Origin of the sequence: Geobacillus sp. FSL K6-0789 (genome assembly GCF_038593135.1) — a bacterium.
In the GTDB taxonomy this organism is placed as follows: Bacteria; Bacillota; Bacilli; order Bacillales; family Anoxybacillaceae; genus Geobacillus; species Geobacillus stearothermophilus.
This window is the reverse complement of the sequence record NZ_CP151966.1, coordinates 2,416,962-2,431,821: the sequence shown is the minus strand read 5'-3', so window position 1 is coordinate 2,431,821 and position 14,860 is coordinate 2,416,962. Positions and strand designations below refer to the sequence as shown.

Here is a 14,860-nt window from a genome sequence, read left to right as displayed (position 1 = left end):
CATAATGATGGCTTACGCGGCGGGGGCATTTCCCGCCGCTTTCATATGAGAAAAACGGTATTCAAAATAGAACGGCTATTTTGTATAATAAAGATGCCGACCAAGGCGAAACAAGACAGAGGGGGAGAGGAACGATGAGGCGGGAAGACTTGATTGCTCCCGAGCGCTACAATTTAACATCGGAAATGGAACGGCATGCGGCCGCCGGCCCGGATCGGATCGCGTTGAAATGGGAGAGCGAGCAAGGCGAAACGAAAGAGATTACATACGGCCGCTTGATGGCGCGCGCCAACCAGATTGGAAACGCTTTCTTATCGCGTGGGCTCGAAAAAGGCGATAAAGTGCTCGTCATGATGCCGCGCCTCATTGAAACATACGAAGTGTATATAGGGGCGCTCAAAGCCGGGCTTGTCGTCATCCCAAGCTCGGAGATGCTGCGGACAAAGGATTTGCAATATCGGCTCGTCCATAGCGAAGCGAAGGCGGTTGTCGCTTATGCGCCGTATACGGACGAATTTGCGCCGATTGACGGCATCGAACGTTTGACGAAGTTCGTCATCGGGGAACCCCGAGACGGATGGATTCCGCTTGAAGACGCCATGGCCAAAGAGAGCGAAACGCTTGAGGCGGCGGATACCTCGCGCGATGATATGGCGTTTTTGTCGTACACATCCGGCACGACCGGCAATCCGAAAGGGGTCGTCCATTGCCATGGTTGGGCGTACGCCCACTTGCGCACGGCTGCGAAAAACTGGCTGTGCATTGAAGAAGGCGACCTCGTTTGGGCGACGGCCGGACCGGGATGGCAAAAATGGATTTGGAGCCCGTTTTTATCGGTGCTCGGCTCAGGGGTGACCGGCTTTGTCTATTACGGCCGCTTTGAGCCGGAAAAATATTTACAGCTATTGGAAAAATACAACATCAATGTGCTGTGCTGCACGCCGACCGAGTATCGTTTGATGGCGAAAGTGCCGGACATCGGCCGCTATCATCTATCTCATTTGCACAGCGCCGTGTCCGCCGGAGAGCCGCTCAACCGCGAAGTGATCGACACGTTTGCCAAGCATTTCGGCGTCGAAGTGCGAGACGGCTACGGCCAGACAGAAAACACGCTGCTGGTCGGCGTCATGAAAGGAATGCCCATCAAGCCGGGTTCGATGGGGAAACCGACGCCAGGCAACCGCGTCGAAATTATCGATGAAAACGGCGAGCCGTGCCCGCCCGGACAAGTCGGCGACATCGCCGTCCATATCGAGACGCCGGCGCTGTTTAAGTATTATTACAAAGATCTGGAGCGGACAGCGATGCAGTTCCGCGGCGACTACTACATTACGGGAGACAAAGCGCGCAAAGACGAAGACGGCTATTTCTGGTTTGAAGGCCGCGGGGATGACATCATCATCAGCGCCGGTTATACGATCGGCCCGTTTGAAGTCGAAGACGCGCTTGTCAAGCACCCAGCCGTAAAAGAGTGCGCCGTTGTCGCCAGTCCAGATGAAGTGCGCGGCCATGTTGTCAAAGCGTTTGTCGTGCTGCGCGACGGGGTCGACAAAGACGATTCGTCTCTGATTCCGGCCCTGCAAGAACATGTGAAACAGTTGACGGCGCCGTACAAATACCCGCGCAAAATCGAGTTTGTCGACGATTTGCCGAAAACGGCGTCCAGAAAAATCCGCCGCGTCGAGCTGCGCGAGCGGGAAGCCCGCCTTGTCGGCCGGTCGTCGTAAGTAGAAAGAGCCGGTTGAGCTGGCCGTTGCCAGAAGCGGAGCGATGTCCGCGCGGCGACCAAACAAGAGGGTGTCTCGTTGCGAGACACCCTCTTGCCGCATGCGCGTCGAACGGATTCGCCATTTTAGATCCGGTGTTTCGCCGGGAGAACAGACACACGCTTCACAAAAAGACGCGTTTCACTTTATCCCAGAACGAATTGTCTTTTAGGCGCACCGTTTTGACCACCCGGTCGCTTAAACGAATGTCAATCCGCTCAATATGCTGGATGCTGAGCGCTTCATTGTCGAGGCCGATGATCGGAAAATGGCTTGTTTCTTCCAACATTTTCAGCGTCAACGTCCGCGAGCCGCTCAAAATGAACGGCGAGCCGAGCGTCCGATAGCGGTTGCTGTTGAGCGAGGCGAGTTCGCTCACTTGAAAGCACGGCAAGAGCGGATCGACGACCGCTCCGTGCACCGATTTATTGTAGCCGGTGCTGCCGGTCGGCGTCGAGACGATAATGCCGTCGCCGCGGAACGTCTCAAAATGCAAATCGTCGATGAACACGTCGACCGCCATCGTTTTAATGATTTGCGAGCGGATCGAACATTCGTTTAAGCAGAAAAACGAAGCCGCGCCGTCGATCGTCACTTCGATGATTGGGTAGCGCCGCACTTCGAGTTTCCAATTTTTCGCCGCTTCCACCATATGATCGATGTCGTCAATATGGAAATCGCAGTAAAACCCGCGCGCCGGCAAGACGGACACGCCGACGTACAAACGGTCAGGAAGAAATCCCGTCTGCCGGACCGCCTGCAAAAACGCGCCGTCGTCGCCGATGCTGACAATGATGTTCGCTTCCCGATAGTCGTCGACAACGACAAACGGCCCGCGCTCAGCCCGTTCGATGAGCGGCTTCACTCGCCGGACGAGTTCATCGTCGCGCTTATAAAAAAAATAAAGGCGGTTGCGTTCGGTATCCATATTTTGCATCCTCCTAGTAGCGTCGAATCTTGAACCGATGTACAATGAATATTGTACCACGTTTGCCACGATTCTAAAAATATGGCAGCCGATGCAAAGGGGGGAAGATGATGAATCGAAAACGATGGACGGCGTTGGCCATCGCCGCCGCCTTGTTTGTGATCTCCGTGCTTGTTCAGGCGGTTGGCGTTCTTTTGTCCGACAAGGCGGGCGGCTGGTCGGAAAGGTGGCTGGCGCTCATGGAGTCGCCATTTAGCGAAGAAGTCATCGCCGAGGGCGACCCGTTGAAAAAAATCGCAGTGTTGGAAGTGAACGGAGTGATTCAAGATGCGGGGGAAGCGGAGTTGTTTCTTTCCTCATCACAGTACAATCACCAAACGTTTTTGCAAATGATCAAACAGGCGAAAGAGGATCAAGACGTCAAAGCGATTATCTTGCGCATTAATTCGCCGGGCGGCGGTGTCGCGGAAAGCGCGGAAATTTACGATCAGCTGATGAAGCTGAAAAAGAAGACGAACAAGCCGATTTATGTATCGATGGGGACCATGGCCGCCTCGGGCGGTTACTATATCGCAGCGGCCGGCGATAAAATTTTCGCCAGCCCGGAGACGATCACCGGCTCCATCGGCGTCATCATGCAAAGCGTCAACTATGAAGGGCTGGCAAAGAAGTACGGCGTGGAGCTTGTCACGATCAAAAGCGGGCCGTACAAAGACATCATGAATCCGGCGCGCAAAATGACCGAAGCGGAACGGGAGATTTTGCAGCGGCTGATCAATGATTCGTATGATGCGTTTGTGGATGTGGTAGCCAAAGGGAGAAAGCTGCCGGAAGACACGGTGCGCAAGCTGGCGGACGGCCGCATTTATGACGGGCGACAGGCGAAGGCGCTCCACCTTGTCGACGAGTTCGGCTACTTGGATGACGTGATCGCTGCGCTCAAAAAAGAGCATCATTTAACCGGCGCTCAAGTCGTAAAATACGTGAACGATGCGCCGTGGAGCTCTCTCTTTGAGATGGTGTCGAACCAGATAAAGCCGGACAGCGAGGCGGCCGGGCTCATCCGCCTGTTGTCGCGCCCATCCTCGCCGCGGCTTATGTACTTGTACGCCGAATAGGGGGGATCAAGAAATGGAGGACACACAATCGATGGCGCTGCCGGCGTCCATCTGTGATGCGGCGGCCCCCGCTCCCCGCTACGGCGGGTTTTGGCTTCGCTTTTGGGCGTATTGCCTTGATGTCATTGTTGTCTCGAGCCTCAACCGGCTTGTCGTTTGGCCGCTTTTCCGCCTATTCGATTGGCCGCTTGAGCGGGACGGGTTGTTTGCGCCGGCCTCGGTGGCGGCGGCGGTCGTTTTTTACGCCTACTTTGTGCTGATGACGAAAGCGTTCGGGCAGACACTCGGCAAGATGGTGTTCGGTTTAAAAGTCGTCGACGAACAAGGAGGGCCGCTCACCTGGCTGACCGTGTTGTTTCGCGAAGTCATCGGCAAATTCATCAGCAAAACATTGCTGTTTGTCGGCTTTTTGTTTGTCGCCTTTTCGGAAAAGAAAAAAGGAATGCACGACCAGTTTGCCGATACGATCGTCATCCGCGAGTAGCCGGCTTTTGCGGGGCAAACGGCGTTGTTCACCTGCCATGCGGCAGGTTTATTTTTTTTCCATATGGCGACAATGATATGGTGAAAGGGAGGACGGGCCTTGAAAGTCGTAATCATAGTCGCCATAGCCGTTATGGTGTTGTTCCTTCTTGCCGCCTTCATGAAACTTTCCGTGACGGTTGTGTTTCGCCATCGGCAGGACGATGATGAATACAAAATTGTGGTGCACACGCTGTTTGGCCTCATCCGCTACACGATTCACATTCCGCTCATCAAGCTGGAAACCGAATCGGAAGCGCCCGGGGTGGCGTTCATCCACAAAAAAGGGATGGGGGAGACGCGCGGCAAGGAAGAAAAGAAAGGAAAATGGACGCCGAAAAAAATCGCCGACTTTTTTCGCGAAGCAAAACAGTTTTTGGAGCACGTCATCGATTTTCATGAAATTATGAAACAATTTTATCGCCATGTGACGATTACCAAATGGGAATGGAAGACAAACATCGGAACGGGTGATGCGGCATCGACCGGGCTGCTCGTCGGGCTTGGCTGGTCGTTGAAATACGCTATTATCGGAGCGGCGAGACGGTACATGAACATGAAAACGACCCCGGTGATTGCGATCGTTCCCGTGTACGACCGAGCCGTCTCGGAAACGTCGTTTTTATGTATGTTTCATTTCCGAATCGGGCATGCTATGGTAGCAGGATTGCGCGTCATCAAACAGTGGCGCAGGCGGCGTCCGCCAAAGCGCAGCCTTTCCGCTGCGCGACAGGCAAATGAAGGCTATTAGGAGGAATGATGATGACGAACCATCCGATCCAAGGGCTTATGACAACCGCGATGGAAAATTTAAAACAAATGATCGACGTCAACACGATTATCGGCGATCCGGTCGAGACGCCGGATGGCAGCGTCATTTTAACGGTGTCGAAGGTCGGGTTCGGGTTTGCGGCCGGCGGCAGCGAATTTATGCTTGACGGCCAGACAAACGGTCAAGGGGCGCAAACGAACGGGCAAAACGGGCAGCAACAGGGGAACGGGCACCCGTTTGGCGGCGGCAGCGGCGGCGGCGTGTCGATCACCCCGATCGCGTTTCTCGTCGTCAACTCATCGGGTGTCAAACTTCTCCATCTAGATGAAAGCACGCATTTATACGAAAAAATTCTCGATCTCGCCCCACAAGCCATCGAAAAAATCCAGGCGATGTTGAAGAAAAACAAAAAAGACGGCGCGTCTTCCACCGCGAACGATTTTGACATTTAGCCGGGCTTGGCGCTGGATCGGGTTTCGTCCAGCGCTTTGTTTTGGCGGGCTGCAGGCGAAAGGGGCGATGCGGCGAGTAAAACGATTGTAAACGCCGCCTTTTCGTTTTACTATGGAGATGGTACATATTTTTTCCTAAGGGGGAGAAGCCATGGCTCAAGTGACGTTTAAAGGCAATCCGGTCACGCTCGTCGGCAACGAAGTGAAAGTCGGCGACAAAGCGCCGGACTTCACCGTGTTGAACCAAAATTTGCAGGAAGTGACGCTCGCCGATACGAAGGGGCATGTCCGCCTCATTAGCGTCGTGCCGTCGCTTGACACCGGTGTTTGTGACGCGCAGACGCGCCGGTTTAACGAGGAAGCGTCGAAGCTTGACAACGTGAAAGTGCTGACGATCAGCGTGGATTTGCCGTTTGCGCAAAAACGGTGGTGCGGCGCCGCTGGCATCGAAAACGTTGAAGTGTTGTCCGACCATCGCGACGTCTCATTTGGACAAGCGTACGGCGTCCTGATCAAAGAACTTCGCCTGCTTGCCCGCGCCGTGTTTGTCATCGATAGCAACGACACGGTCACATACGTCGAATACGTGCCGGAAGTGACGAACCATCCGAACTACGAAGCAGCGATTGAAGCGGCGAAAGCGGCGAAATAAGGAAAACGGCTCCGATCCGTTCGGGGCCGTTTCGTTTTGGCCGCTGTTTGCCTTGCGGGGCGGGGCGGACGGACGTACAATATATAGAAGGGACATGGGCAGAAAGGGGGACGCACGCATGATGACACCCGTTGAGCGGCTGTTTGCCGTCTTGGATGAAACGGCCCGCATTTTGCAGGAGGAGCTGCAATGCACGTATTTGGAAGCTGTCGCGGAAACAGGGGAAAATTTGTTTCACGGCGACGTGCTGCAAGATGAGGTGAGCGAGCTGAACGCGAAACGGTTGAAAAAGCAATATCGCGAATTGGGGCTCGAACAGTTTCAGAACGAGCACATTCGCAAGGCGTTTCAGCTTGCCGTCTTAAAAGGGATGCGCCAGCACGTCCAGCCGAACCACCAAATGACGCCGGATGCGGTCAGTGTGTTTTTGGCCTACCTCGTCCGGCAGTTCACGCGCCCGCATTTGGCGCTAACGATTCTGGACCCGGCCGTCGGTACGGCCAATTTGCTTACAGCCGTGTTAAACGGGCTCGGCGGCCGGCAGGCGAAAAGCTACGGCGTCGACGTTGACGATCTGCTCGTCAAACTCGCATATGTCAATGCCAACTTGCAGCAGCACCCGGTGCAGCTGTTTAACCAGGACAGCCTGCGCCCTTTGTTCGTCGAACCGGCCGATGTCGTTGTCTGCGATTTGCCGGTCGGCTACTACCCGGATGACGCCAATGCTAGCCGCTTTGTGTTAAAAGCGAAAGAAGGGCGGTCGTATGCGCATCATTTGTTGATCGAGCAAAGCTTGCGCTATACAAAAGACGGCGGCTATTTGTTTTTCCTCATTCCGAACACGCTGTTTTCCAGCCCTCAGGCGGAACAGCTGAATGAATTTTTAAAAGAAACCGCCATCGTTCAAGGCTTGTTGCAGTTGCCGCTGTCCATGTTTAAACACGAGCAGGCGGCGAAAAGCATATTCATTTTGCAAAAGAAAGGCCCGATGGCGAAAGCGCCGAAACAAGTGCTGCTCGCCGAACTGCCGCGCTTTTCCAACAAGACGGCCATGCAGGCGATGATGGCGAAAATCGATGCCTGGATCGCCGGCGAAAAAGGGCGCTGACAGTCTCCAACCTGCTTGGAGGCTGTTTTTATTTTCACAACATAAAAACATTTCTTTGCAACCGATTACGAAAGAAAACGCCGCTTGAAAGGAAGAAAAGGGAGGCATACAATGAAAAAGGCATAGTGAAACAGCGCCCAATCGCGCACACTAACCGTAAGTGCGAACGGATTTTGGCAAAAAGGAGCTGTATGTTCGATGGCAAAAGTGTTAGCCGTTAATGCGGGAAGTTCTTCGTTGAAATTCCAATTGTTTGACATGCCGGCGGAAACGGTGTTAACGAAAGGAATCGTCGAGCGGATCGGCTTTGACGACGCGATTTTTACGATCGTCGTGAACGGGGAGAAACAGCGGGAAGTCACTTCCATCCCGAACCATGCCGTGGCGGTGAAACTGCTGCTTGACAAACTGATTCGCTATGGCATCATCCGGTCATTTGACGAAATTGACGGCATCGGCCATCGCGTCGTCCACGGCGGGGAGAAGTTCAGCGATTCGGTGTTGATCACCGATGAGGTGATAAAACAAATCGAAGAAGTGTCCGAGCTCGCTCCGCTTCATAACCCGGCCAACCTCGTCGGCATCCGCGCGTTTCAGGAAGTGCTGCCGAACGTGCCGGCCGTCGCCGTTTTTGATACGGCGTTTCACCAAACGATGCCGGAACAGTCGTTTTTGTACAGCTTGCCGTATGAGTATTACACGAAATTCGGCATTCGCAAGTACGGCTTCCATGGCACGTCGCACAAATACGTCACCCAGCGGGCGGCGGAGCTTCTCGGCCGGCCGATCGAGCAGCTGCGCCTCATCTCGTGCCATTTAGGCAACGGGGCGAGCATCGCGGCGGTCGAAGGCGGCAAATCGATCGACACGTCGATGGGCTTTACGCCATTAGCGGGCGTCGCGATGGGGACGCGCTCTGGCAACATCGACCCGGCGCTTATCCCATACATTATGGAAAAAACAGGAATGACCGTTAATGAAGTGATTGAAGTGTTGAATAAAAAGAGCGGCATGCTCGGCATCTCCGGCATCTCGAGCGACTTGCGCGACTTGGAAAAAGCGGCCGCCGAAGGAAATGAGCGCGCGGAACTTGCGTTGGAAGTGTTTGCGAACCGCATTCATAAATACATCGGCTCGTATGCGGCGCGCATGTGCGGCGTCGACGCCATCATTTTCACCGCCGGCATCGGCGAAAACAGCGAAGTCGTGCGGGCCAAAGTGCTGCGCGGCCTCGAGTTTATGGGAGTTTACTGGGATCCCATCCTAAACAAAGTGCGCGGCAAAGAAGCGTTCATCAGCTACCCGCACTCGCCGGTCAAAGTGCTCGTCATCCCGACGAACGAAGAGGTCATGATCGCCCGTGATGTCATGCGGCTGGCGAATTTGTAAGCGGATTGTAATAAAAAGAATCGTTGCAGCCATTTTGGCCAAAACAGCTGCCCCAAACAAACGGGGCAGCCATTTTTTTGTTTTGCCGCTTTGGTGCGCTTGATTCTTGTTTCAACAACTCCGGACGGAGATGAGAAGACGGATTTGGCATCGAAGCGGCGTTATTTGCGGCCACGTTTAAGACAGGAGAGCCGGCGATTGGGCTGGCGGCGTTTTTCCAAAAGAAACAACCGCAATTTTTACGTTAAACGGAGGGATCACCGATGTCGTCATGGGCGGAACTGCTGAAAGGAAAAGTGGCGGTCGTCACCGGCGCCTCACGCGGCCTCGGGCGCGCGGATGCCTTCCCAATCCAAAGCGTTGACCGGTTCTTGGCTTGGCCAAGGCAATCCGCCGATTGACTACCCGAAGCTGCTTGATTTGTACGCGGCGGGCAAGCTGATTCAATGGCCGCTTCAAGTGAATGGGCCGCGATATGCTGCTTTTTCTTCAGTTTCACGAGTGTTGATTATCCAAAATTAGACATACGCCTTCCATAAATTTGGGCATACTCAAACAAAGCAGCGGCCATCCCGGATTTCCAATCGAGAGGAAGCTGCCCAGAGAAAAAACGGCGAACAAACGAAATGAAGGAAAGAGAGACGTTCGTCCGTTTTTTGGTTTGATCATACAGCCATCGCAGCAACACATACGCGATGAACGCCGCAAACAGTTGGTTGTATACCGCATTTTCCGTCGTGCCAAACAAGGTCGGGACATTCAGATATTGCTTCACCCAACGGAAAAAGATCTCAACAGTCCAACGTTGTTGGTACATGTCGGCAATGGTTTCCGCAGACGCATGGAAGAGGTTCGTCACGACCCGAATGTCGCGGCCATTCGCATCTCGAAAGATCACTACCCGGTGACGCTTGGTGGAGCGGTATTGTTTCGTTCCCAACTGGCACGTGAAGTCGGCTTGAACCGATGAAGATGCGCTCGGAAGGCGGTTCAAGCTTTTTTTCTGATGAAGTTCGATGTTGTCCTTCATCCGAATGACAAAGAGCTGATGCTGCTCCACAAATCGATCGAGGCGTTCGATTTTGAAATACGCCCGGTCTTCCACCAGCACTTGTTGAGCGTTCGTCAACTGTTCTCCCACCGGGCCATCATGACGCAGTCCGATGGTTTCCACCACGTCTGCCGGCAACGAGGATTCCGGCGAATACGCGACGTGCAGCTTCACTCCGGCGCGTTCGCCGTGATACGGAGCCCATGGGAGGCGGTTTTTCCCGACCGTGACGGTCGTCGAATCCACCACCCGAAGCGGTTTGGGAAACCGAAGCGAACGGCGGGTTTGGCGGTTGCACTTGGAAATGATCAACGCCAACAAGCGTTTCATGATGTCATAGGGAACTTCTTTCGCTTTCTTGGATACAGTTGAATAATGGAATCGCGGCAATCCATACAGAGGCCCCACATCGGCTCCGTGGCGAAAGCTTTTCCATTGATGCATGGCGGCCAGCAGGAAGAAGTGAATCAACTCGCGCAACGTAAAGGTTCGAGACGAATCACGATACCCAACCGCTTCGGCAATCAGTTGAATCTCTTCATCCGAAACAAGTTTTTGCATCAAATTCGGGAGTGTGGTATGCTTGTTCATAGAGAGCACCTCCTGGGTTTGTTTGTGTTGCTACTCACATTCTACAGGAAAGGTGCTCTTTTTTCTATACCCTTTGGATTTTATTGGATAATCAACACGCCTGCTTCAGTTTGCCTAATTTTTCATTCCAGCGGGCTGCGATCGATTCGCGGTGCCGTCCGATGACCGCCATCCCATCTTGCAAAATGGCCTGTAGCTTTTCACTTAGCGTACGATGCACCGCTTTTCCCTCCTTTTGCCGACTTGTCCGTTATCCATGAGTGGACAATTGCATTTTTCTTTATGTTTTAATATTATAATAATTCTGTCTATTATATAACAAATAGTTTTGTCCGAAAGTGTACAAAAAAGACGGCCGTCCGAAAACGGCCAGGCGCGCCTTCGGGACAGCCGATTGGTTGTCTTGTGGAGTGTAGGCGGAAGACATTGATTTCACGATGGGGTCTTTTCCTTTCGTTTCGCCAGCGAGAAGCAGCCGGCAAGAGTTGGGTAATTTTTGCTATACTATAGCTAACAACACAATGACAAAAGGAGATGAGGGAATGAGCACAGCTGCCCATAAACAAGAAGCTCCCAAAACCGTCCGCTGCAAAGTCATCACCGTCAGCGACACGAGAACGGAGGAAACCGACCGAAGCGGCCGGTTGATGATCGAGCTGCTCACGGAAGCCGGGCATGAGGTCGTCGGCTATGAGATCGTCAAAGACGAAGCGGACGCCATTCGCGAAGCAGTGCTTGACGGCTGCTGCCACGCCGATGTCGATGCGGTGCTCACGAACGGCGGCACCGGCATCGCCAAGCGCGACGTGACGATCGAAACGGTGAAAGCGCTGCTTGAGAAAGAACTCGTCGGCTTTGGCGAGCTGTTCCGCTTCCTAAGCTACACCGAAGACATCGGCCCGGCCGCCATGCTGTCGCGCGCCGTCGCCGGAGTGGCGATGGACACCGCCGTCTTTTGCACTCCCGGCTCCACCGGCGCTGTGCGCCTCGCGATGACGAAGCTCATTTTGCCGGAGTTGAGGCATGTGGTGAGAGAGATTCGGAAGGATAGGGAGAAGCAGCGAAAGACGCTTTGACGAAAGGAGAGGATGAGCGGAAATGGGGGGACTGACCTAAAAGGTTGTTTTTTCTTAAACAAAACACAACACATCGTTTCTTCAAGATTGTTTTACGCCTACGTCATAGTTAAGAAAGGGTGTCCCGAGCCTTTTGGGAGGTGGTCGCGAAAGCCGCGGCAAGGGCGGCGGGGGCGACATGGCCGTAGAAAAAAGAGACGGCCGGTTTCGTCAGCGTATTTTGCGTTTTACCGCCGCTTCCTTTTCAAAGGAAACATGGGGACTGATCCGATACCAAATCCATAAATCATTCACGATCGAAGCGAGTTCGGCGATGTTAGCATTGAGCTGGCACGAGCGCGCAAAATCCGCTTCTTGGCCGAGCGCGTCTTGTTTTTCGTTGATTTCCCGCTCCAGTTCTGCGATGCGGTCGGGGATCAAGCCGCGGATTGTTTCCCATTCCAGTAAAATCGCCTCTTGTTCGTTTGGGCTGTAGTCCTCCCAAGGCTTGTCCAGATGCGGCACGCGGATGCCGAGCCGCTTGTCGTCGATGAAGATGCCGTTCATTCTTGCCGCCTCCTTTTTTTCTATTATACGAAACATTTCCGCATATCGGTGAGGAATTTTTATTCTTTTTATTGAATAAGTATTGAAAAATCACGGGAAAGCTGATAAAGTGATAATGTGTTCGATTTGAATATTTATTTATATTTAAGTATATTTATGTGACGGGAGAGGAGAACGACCATGGCAAATCCAAAATTGGTGTTGGCCTACTCGGGCGGTTTAGATACATCGGTGGCGATCAAATGGCTTCAGGAGCGCGGGTATGATGTGATCGCGTGCTGCTTGGACCTTGGGGAAGGAAAAGACCTTGATTTCGTGAAAGAAAAAGCGCTCAAAGTCGGCGCGATCAAATCGTACGTCATCGACGTCAAAGACGAGTTTGCGAACGAGTATGCGCTCATCGCTCTGCAGGCGAACGCCCTGTATGAAGGGAAATATCCGCTCGTCTCGGCGCTGTCGCGTCCGCTCATCGCGAAAAAACTCGTTGAAATCGCCGAGCTCGAAGGCGCGGTGGCGGTCGCCCACGGCTGCACGGGGAAAGGGAACGACCAAGTGCGCTTTGAAGTGTCGATCAACGCGCTCAATCCGGACTTGGACGTCATCGCCCCGGTGCGCGAGTGGAGCTGGTCGCGCGAGGAAGAAATCGAATACGCGAAACAGCACGGCATTCCGATTCCGGTCGACCTGGACAGCCCGTTTTCGATCGACCAAAACTTGTGGGGCCGCAGCAACGAGTGCGGCATTTTGGAAGACCCGTGGGCGGCTCCGCCGGAAGAGGCGTATGAGCTGACGGCTTCGCTTGAGAACGCGCCGGATGTGCCGGATGTCATCGAGATCGGCTTTGAACAAGGCGTTCCGGTGACGTTAAACGGCAAGGCGTATCCGCTCGCGCAATTGATTTTGGAGCTGAACGCGTTAGCCGGCAAGCACGGCGTCGGCCGCATCGACCACGTCGAAAACCGCCTTGTCGGCATTAAGTCGCGCGAAGTGTACGAATGCCCGGGGGCGATCACGCTCATCAAAGCGCATAAAGAGCTCGAAGACTTGACATTGGTGAGAGAAGTCGCCCATTTCAAACCGATCATCGAGCAAAAAATCGCCGAAGTCATTTACAACGGCCTGTGGTTTTCGCCGCTCAAAGACGCGCTTGTCGCGTTTTTGAAAGAAACGCAGAAAAACGTCACCGGCGTCGTGCGCGTGAAGCTGTTTAAAGGCCATGCGATCGTCGAAGGGCGCAAATCGCCGTTCTCGCTTTATGATGAAAAGCTGGCGACGTACACGTCGGAAGACGAGTTTGACCATCAAGCGGCGGTCGGGTTCATCTCGCTGTACGGTCTGCCGACGAAAGTCAACAGCATCGTCAACAAGCAACACAAAGCGTCGGTATCGGCCGGCCAATAAGGAAAAGGAAGGAGGAAGTCGCATTCCTCTGCGGCGAGATTCGTGAAAAAACTTTGGGGCGGACGGTTTACGAAAACAGCGGAAGAATGGGTCGACGAGTTTGGCGCGTCGATCCCGTTCGACCAGGAGCTGGTGGAAGAAGACATTGAAGGCAGCCTTGCCCATGTGACAATGCTTGGCGAGTGCGGCATTTTGCCGGCGGAAGATGTCGAGAAGATCAAGAGCGGACTCCTGCGGCTGCTCGAAAAAGCGAAGCGGGGGGAACTCGAGTTTTCCGTCGCGTATGAAGACATTCATTTAAACATTGAAAAAATGTTGATCGACGACATCGGCCCGGTCGGCGGCAAGTTGCACACCGGACGGAGCCGGAACGACCAAGTGGCGACCGATATGCATTTATACTTGCGCAAGCGCGTTGAAGAGATTCTCAGTCTCATCCGCGGGCTGCAGCGGGCGCTTGTCGCTCAAGCCGACAAACATGTCGACACGATCATGCCCGGGTATACGCATTTGCAGCGGGCGCAGCCGATTTCGTTTGCCCATCATTTGCTTGCGTATTTTTGGATGCTCGAGCGGGACTATGAACGTTTTTCTGAGTCGCTGAAACGGATTAACCGCTCGCCGCTCGGCGCCGGGGCGCTCGCCGGAACGACGTTTCCGATCGACCGGCGGCGGACGGCGGAGCTGTTGGGTTTTGCCGATCTTTACGAAAACAGCTTGGATGCGGTGAGCGACCGCGATTTCATCATCGAGTTTTTAAGCAACAGCTCGATGCTCATGATGCACTTGTCGCGGCTCGCTGAAGAGCTCATCCTTTGGTCGAGCCAAGAGTTTCAGTTCATTGAGCTTGATGATGCGTTTGCGACCGGCAGCAGCATCATGCCGCAAAAGAAAAACCCGGACATGGCCGAGCTCATCCGTGGCAAAACCGGCCGCGTGTACGGCCATTTGATGGCGCTTCTCACGGTGATGAAAGGGCTGCCGCTCGCCTACAACAAGGACATGCAAGAAGATAAAGAAGGCATGTTTGATACAGTAAAGACGGTCGTCGGGTCGCTGAAAATTTTCACCGGCATGATTGAAACGATGAACGTGCGCACAGACGTCATGGAGCGGGCGACGAATCAGGACTTTTCCAACGCGACCGAGCTTGCCGATTACTTGGCGGCAAAAGGCATGCCGTTCCGCGAGGCGCATGAGGTCGTCGGCAAGCTCGTGCTGCTTTGCATTGAGAAAGGCGTCTTTTTGGCCGACTTGCCGCTTGACGTGTATAAGGAGGCGTCGCCGCTCTTTGACGCAGACATTTATGACGCCTTGAACCCGCGCACGGCCGTCAACCGCCGCAACAGCGCCGGCGGCACCGGTTTTGCCGAAGTGCGGGCGGCGCTTGAAAAAGCGAAAGAAAAGCTAAACACCCCGTAACGGCGGGGTGTTCTTTTTGGCATTTGCCGGCGGCACAGAGAATGGATGCATTCGTTGGGCGCGGAA

At 54.0% G+C, this 14,860-nt stretch carries 16 protein-coding genes; 12 read left to right on the top strand and 4 right to left on the bottom strand.

The window, feature by feature from the left end:
- Positions 1-134 precede the first annotated feature (134 nt).
- Positions 135-1,727, top strand: coding sequence for an acyl--CoA ligase (locus tag NSQ51_RS12835; protein WP_049625009.1), 1,593 nt, complete (start codon positions 135-137; stop codon positions 1,725-1,727).
- Between the two features lie 163 nt (positions 1,728-1,890).
- On the opposite strand, the gene NSQ51_RS12830 is transcribed toward NSQ51_RS12835, so the two are convergent.
- A complete protein-coding gene (locus tag NSQ51_RS12830; protein WP_033014487.1) occupies positions 1,891-2,694 on the bottom strand; it encodes an NAD kinase in 804 nt (267 codons plus the stop codon).
- A 110-nt stretch (positions 2,695-2,804) separates the two neighbouring features.
- Here NSQ51_RS12830 and sppA point away from each other — a divergent pair, with 110 nt between their 5' ends.
- The 8 genes from sppA to NSQ51_RS12790 all read left to right on the top strand — a co-directional run bounded on the left by sppA (position 2,805) and on the right by NSQ51_RS12790 (position 9,108).
- Entirely contained in the window at positions 2,805-3,812 is a 1,008-nt protein-coding gene (gene sppA / locus NSQ51_RS12825; RefSeq protein ID WP_033014486.1) for a signal peptide peptidase SppA, read from the top strand.
- Between the two features lie 31 nt (positions 3,813-3,843).
- Entirely contained in the window at positions 3,844-4,296 is a 453-nt protein-coding gene (locus NSQ51_RS12820; protein ID WP_231107660.1) for an RDD family protein, read from the top strand.
- Positions 4,297-4,395: 99 nt separating this feature from the next.
- Positions 4,396-5,085: a DUF2953 domain-containing protein gene (locus NSQ51_RS12815; RefSeq protein ID WP_033014483.1), complete on the top strand. Its 690-nt coding sequence runs from the start codon at positions 4,396-4,398 to the stop codon at positions 5,083-5,085.
- An 11-nt stretch (positions 5,086-5,096) separates the two neighbouring features.
- Positions 5,097-5,558: a GerW family sporulation protein gene (gene ytfJ, locus NSQ51_RS12810; protein ID WP_033014481.1), complete on the top strand. Its 462-nt coding sequence runs from the start codon at positions 5,097-5,099 to the stop codon at positions 5,556-5,558.
- Between the two features lie 151 nt (positions 5,559-5,709).
- Positions 5,710-6,210, top strand: a complete 501-nt coding sequence (gene tpx, locus NSQ51_RS12805; protein WP_033014480.1) for a thiol peroxidase — start codon at positions 5,710-5,712, stop codon at positions 6,208-6,210.
- 118 nt (positions 6,211-6,328) lie between these two features.
- Positions 6,329-7,318 carry a class I SAM-dependent methyltransferase gene (locus NSQ51_RS12800; protein WP_033014478.1) on the top strand — a complete coding sequence of 330 codons (990 nt, stop codon included), beginning with the start codon at positions 6,329-6,331 and terminating at the stop codon, positions 7,316-7,318.
- 198 nt (positions 7,319-7,516) lie between these two features.
- Positions 7,517-8,707 (top strand): acetate kinase, encoded by a 1,191-nt coding sequence (locus tag NSQ51_RS12795; RefSeq protein WP_033014474.1) that lies wholly within the window; start codon positions 7,517-7,519, stop codon positions 8,705-8,707.
- A gap of 263 nt (positions 8,708-8,970) precedes the next feature.
- Positions 8,971-9,108 (top strand): hypothetical protein, encoded by a 138-nt coding sequence (locus tag NSQ51_RS12790; RefSeq protein ID WP_155266786.1) that lies wholly within the window; start codon positions 8,971-8,973, stop codon positions 9,106-9,108.
- 107 nt (positions 9,109-9,215) lie between these two features.
- On the opposite strand, the gene NSQ51_RS12785 is transcribed toward NSQ51_RS12790, so the two are convergent.
- Both NSQ51_RS12785 and NSQ51_RS12780 read right to left on the bottom strand, forming a co-directional pair.
- Positions 9,216-10,349 (bottom strand): IS4 family transposase, encoded by a 1,134-nt coding sequence (locus tag NSQ51_RS12785; RefSeq protein WP_121678437.1) that lies wholly within the window; start codon positions 10,347-10,349, stop codon positions 9,216-9,218.
- A gap of 91 nt (positions 10,350-10,440) precedes the next feature.
- Entirely contained in the window at positions 10,441-10,569 is a 129-nt protein-coding gene (locus NSQ51_RS12780; RefSeq protein WP_259463673.1) for a hypothetical protein, read from the bottom strand.
- Positions 10,570-10,891: 322 nt separating this feature from the next.
- Here NSQ51_RS12780 and NSQ51_RS12775 point away from each other — a divergent pair, with 322 nt between their 5' ends.
- On the top strand, positions 10,892-11,425 hold the full coding sequence (locus NSQ51_RS12775) for a molybdenum cofactor biosynthesis protein B (RefSeq protein WP_033014471.1): 534 nt from the start codon (positions 10,892-10,894) through the stop codon (positions 11,423-11,425).
- Between the two features lie 210 nt (positions 11,426-11,635).
- Here the strand turns inward: NSQ51_RS12775 and NSQ51_RS12770 are convergent, their stop codons facing one another.
- Positions 11,636-11,971, bottom strand: coding sequence for a hypothetical protein (locus NSQ51_RS12770; protein ID WP_049625007.1), 336 nt, complete (start codon positions 11,969-11,971; stop codon positions 11,636-11,638).
- Between the two features lie 180 nt (positions 11,972-12,151).
- Between NSQ51_RS12770 and NSQ51_RS12765 the strand changes: the two genes are divergently transcribed.
- A complete protein-coding gene (locus NSQ51_RS12765) occupies positions 12,152-13,372 on the top strand; it encodes an argininosuccinate synthase (protein ID WP_033008582.1) in 1,221 nt (406 codons plus the stop codon).
- Between the two features lie 42 nt (positions 13,373-13,414).
- Positions 13,415-14,794 (top strand): argininosuccinate lyase, encoded by a 1,380-nt coding sequence (gene argH, locus NSQ51_RS12760; RefSeq protein ID WP_049625006.1) that lies wholly within the window; start codon positions 13,415-13,417, stop codon positions 14,792-14,794.
- Positions 14,795-14,860 lie beyond the last annotated feature (66 nt).